Origin of the sequence: Paraburkholderia sp. J63 (assembly GCF_905220245.1) — a bacterium.
GTDB lineage: Bacteria > Pseudomonadota > Gammaproteobacteria > Burkholderiales > Burkholderiaceae > Paraburkholderia.
On sequence record NZ_CAJMZF010000145.1, the window covers coordinates 1 to 784 of the forward strand.

Consider the following 784-nt stretch of genomic DNA (forward strand, 5'->3'; position numbering starts at 1 on the left):
GCAATGCTGCGAACGCCGCCGCGTTCAATGGCGTCAGCCTCTCGCGCGTCCTCACGGCCGACACGACCGTGCGCCTGAAGCTCCAGCAGATCCAGTCGAGCCCGGATGCGCAGGCGATGGCGCGGGGTCTCGCGCAGGCTGTGTTTCAGGGCAAGCTCTCGGATCTCACGCAGGCGCACGACGATGCGGCGCTGACGGCTGCGAGCCTGGGCGCGCAGTGGGCGGGCTTCGGCCAGACGATGTTCGTGCAGCCGCTCGACGCGGCCTGGCAGGCCGTCCTCCAGCCTGCTGCCGCAAGCCTGAACGACGCGTGGCGCGCGGCCGTGTACTCACCCTTCCAGGTGGCGTTCGCCTCGCGCTATCCGTTCGCGCCGACGGGCCCGGATGCGTCCTTCGCCGAGTTTGGCCGGTACGTGCGGCCCGATACGGGGCTGATCAACCGTTTCGTCGAGGTCGAGCTGTCGGGGGTGCTCAAGCGTCAGGGCGACCAGTGGGTGCCGAATGAACTCGCGCCGCAGTCGCTGCAGTTCGACCCGAAGTTCCTCGCCATGCTGCGGCTGACCGGCCCGCTGGGCGCACGTCTCTACGCGCAGGGCGAGGCGGGCTATCACTTCAGCATCATGCCGCAGCCGACGCCCGGCGTGACGCGTACCGAGCTGACGGTGGACGGACAGCAGATCGTCTACTTCAACCAGCGGGAGACCTGGACACCGCTCGTGTGGCCAGGCAACGGCCTCGCTGGCCGCGCATCGCTGACCTGGCAGACGCTCGACGCGGGAACGCG

1 protein-coding gene is annotated in these 784 nt (G+C 69.4%); it reads left to right on the plus strand.

From position 1 onward, the window contains the following. The coding region (locus U5775_RS38880; protein ID WP_322063429.1) for a type VI secretion IcmF C-terminal domain-containing protein at positions 1-784 on the plus strand (784 nt) is incomplete at both ends.